The following is a 3,006-nucleotide window of genomic DNA, read 5'->3' on the forward strand; positions in this document are numbered from 1 at the left end:
GTACCTGCACGGCGGTGACAATCGCCAGGCTGGTGAACAGCAGCACCGTCAACGTGATCTGCGCAGTTGGCTGCTGGCGGGTCAACGCGATACCGATCAGCATCTGACCGCCGAGCAGCGCCGCCACCGCACCGGTACCGGTGAATGAGCGCAGCATGTCGGCCCGCAGCGCCTGGCCCTCGTCGAACGCGTCCCACAGCGCCACCGCCACACCCAGGCCGAGCACGTCGCAACCCGTCGACGCCAATGCCAGCCAGCTGGGCACCACGCCAAGCGGGATGATCAGGATGGCGTTGGCCAACGCAAAGAACAGCGTCGCCGTGACGACCAGCCCGACGACGGGGATCGTCTGCACCCGGCGCCGCACGGCGGCGGCCATCGCGCCCAGCGTGGACACCGAGATCACCACGCACATGACCACATGCCCGAGCCGCAGCGGCCCGTCGACGCTGCCGGCCAGCGTCGCACCCACCAACGTCAGCGAAGCGACGACACCGACCAGCAATAGCTCGCCGGCGCGTGCGCGCCCACTGTCAGACGGCCGGGCCAGCTCGACGAGCACCGCGAACCAGGCCACGCCGGGAATCGCCACGACGTAAATCTCGACGTGGCTGAGAAGCGCGGAGTGCGTGACGAGCCGCACCGCATCCAGCGCCACCGCCGTGGCAAAACTACACAGTCCGACCGCCGAGAGCGCGAGCACAGGCTTGCGTGGGTCCCGGGCCAACAAATACAGGCCCAGCCACCAACTCAGCGAAAACACCAACGCTGAAAGCGCAGCCATGCTTTCAGTGTGACACGGCTCCAGATCGTCCGCGGCGACCCGCTGCGCCCGGCTGCGCCGCGCTTGCGATCGCCGCTACGTGCCGTAACGGCGGTGGCGCTGGCTGTAATCGCGCAGTGCGCGCAAGAAGTCGACCCGGCGGAAGGCGGGCCAGTGCGCTTCGGTGAACCACATCTCCGAGTAGGCGCTTTGCCACAACAGGAACCCGGATAGTCGCTGCTCCCCCGACGTTCGGATGACCAGGTCCGGATCCGGCTGCCCGGAGGTGTACAGGTTCTCCGAGATCGCGTCGACGGTGACGGCATCGACGAGATCCTCGCCGCTGGCTCCGTTGGCAATCTCCTTGCTCAACAATGCGCGCACGGCGTCGGCGATTTCCTGGCGCCCGCCGTAGCCGACGGCGACGTTGACGTGAAAGCCGGCGCTTGCGTTGGACGCGGTGCCTGCAGTGCTTGCCACGGCGTCGCGCAGCCGTCGCGCGGGCTCTTCGCCGATCAACTCCAGATCACCGACCGTGCGCACACTCCAGCGGTTGGCCGGCGCGCAGATCTCCTCGACGACATCGGTGATGATCTCGATCAGCGCGGCCAGTTCGGCGGGATCGCGTCGCAGGTTTTCGGTGGATAGCAGGTAGACGGTGGCCATTTCGATGCCGGCTTCTTGGCACCAGCGCAGCATCTCGGCGATCTTGGCCGCGCCCATCCGATACCCGTAACTGACGTCGTCGTATCCGGCGTCACGTGCCCACCGCCGGTTGCCGTCGCACAGCACCGCGATGTGTCGCGGCAGGGTCGGTTTGGATGCGGCCAATCCTTGCCGCAGCCGCAGCTCATAGATCCGATACAGCGGTTCCTTAAGGCGCGGCGGGATGATCTCCACAGGGATCCAGATTACTGTGGGGAGCAGCACTTACCTGCGATCCGACTGCAAGTTAGGGAGGGATCTTGAGTCGCGCTACCAACTCGGCCACCAAGCCCGGCACTTCCGGGCCGGTCGACGCTGTCGAAGAAGTCGCCGGTCAGGCCCTGGAATCTGCTGCTGACGTGCTGACCAAGCCGAAAGCACGCGGCTGGATCCATTTGGTGTCGGCCGTTTTCGCCGTCGCCGCCGGCGCCTCGCTGATCTCGGTGTCTTGGCCGCTGGCGGGGCTCAAAGCCGGAATGGCGACCTTCGTCTACGTCGGCGCCGTGGTGGGGATGTTCACCGTCAGCGCCACGTATCACCGGGTCACCTGGAAATCGGCGAAGGCCCGGATCCGGATGAAGCGGCTCGACCATTCGATGATCTTCGTGCTGATCGCCGGCACCTATACCCCGTTCGCGTTGTTGGCGATGCCGCCACAAGCAGGGACGCTGGTGCTGTGCGTCGTGTGGGGCGGTGCGGTGGCCGGGGTGTTGCTCAAGATGTGCTGGCCGACCGCCCCGCGCTGGGTCGGAGTGCCGCTGTACCTGGGACTCGGCTGGGTCGCCGCGTTCTACATCGCGGTGATCATGCACATCGCCGGGGTGGCCGCGATGGTGCTGCTGGTTGTCGGCGGCGCGCTATACAGCATCGGCGGCATTCTGTACGCGATGCGCTGGCCCGACCCGTGGCCCAAGACGTTCGGTTACCACGAGTTCTTTCACGCCTGCACGGTGGTGGCCGCGATCTGCCACTACATCGCCGTTTGGCTGGCGGTCTTCTACGTCGGCCACCCGGCCTAGCCGTGCGTGACGTTGTCCGCTGACCAGTAGGCCTTCATCGCGGTCACCTTGCCGTCGTCGCCGAACACCATCACGTCGATCGGCTCGATCAGCATCCGGTGCTCGCCGGCGATCACGGTCAACTTGAACTGGAACGCCGCCTCGTTGCCGGCCACCCGCAGCGTCACCAATTCGCATTCGCGCTCGGCGTTTTCGACCGCGGAGTAGAACCCGCGGATCGCCTGCCGGCCGATGTGCACCTCGCCGCCGACCGGATCCTCGACGGTGGCGTCGTCGGCGTACAGCTCGGCGATATCCTCCGCGCTGCCCTTGGCCACCAAGCTGATGTAGCGGTTGACGGTGTCGGCGATCTGCTCGCGGCTCGGCATGACTGGCAAGGCTACCGTCACCGGGCCAGCGCCGCCGCCAGATCCTCGGCGCTGGTGACCGGCAGATCGCACACCTGCCCGCGGCAGAGATAGGCCGCGTCGACACCGGCCACCCGGTCCCGGCCGACCAGCAGCTCCGACGATCCCGCTG

Annotated in this window: 4 protein-coding genes and 1 pseudogene; 1 reads left to right on the top strand and 4 read right to left on the bottom strand. The window is 66.8% G+C overall.

Translation table 11 applies throughout. The features are described 5' to 3' along the window. Together WB785_RS17890 and WB785_RS17895 are read right to left on the bottom strand one after the other, a co-directional pair. Positions 1-784, bottom strand: a pseudogene (locus WB785_RS17890) (hypothetical protein); the annotation flags it as partial. Between the two features lie 75 nt (positions 785-859). Beyond that, a complete protein-coding gene (locus WB785_RS17895; RefSeq protein ID WP_424080639.1) occupies positions 860-1,663 on the bottom strand; it encodes a (2Z,6E)-farnesyl diphosphate synthase in 804 nt (267 codons plus the stop codon). Between the two features lie 65 nt (positions 1,664-1,728). Between WB785_RS17895 and trhA the strand changes: the two genes are divergently transcribed. After that, positions 1,729-2,487, top strand: a complete 759-nt coding sequence (gene trhA, locus WB785_RS17900; protein WP_424080640.1) for a PAQR family membrane homeostasis protein TrhA — start codon at positions 1,729-1,731, stop codon at positions 2,485-2,487. On the opposite strand, the gene WB785_RS17905 is transcribed toward trhA, so the two are convergent. Both WB785_RS17905 and WB785_RS17910 read right to left on the bottom strand, forming a co-directional pair. Beyond that, complete coding sequence (locus WB785_RS17905) at positions 2,484-2,855, bottom strand: nuclear transport factor 2 family protein (RefSeq protein ID WP_424080641.1); 372 nt, start codon at positions 2,853-2,855, stop codon at positions 2,484-2,486. The genes trhA and WB785_RS17905 overlap by 4 nt on opposite strands. 17 nt (positions 2,856-2,872) lie before the next feature. Beyond that, positions 2,873-3,006: hypothetical protein (locus WB785_RS17910; protein ID WP_424080642.1), on the bottom strand; the 134-nt coding region annotated here is incomplete at its 5' end.

This window comes from Mycobacterium sp., assembly GCF_049585075.1.
Taxonomy (GTDB): Bacteria; Actinomycetota; Actinomycetes; order Mycobacteriales; family Mycobacteriaceae; genus Mycobacterium.

Bases quoted from the DNA above. Each gene is read 5' to 3' on its own strand.
- WB785_RS17905 (WP_424080641.1), bottom strand. From the start codon at position 2,855: ATGCCGAGCCGCGAGCAGATCGCCGACACCGTCAACCGCTACATCAGC.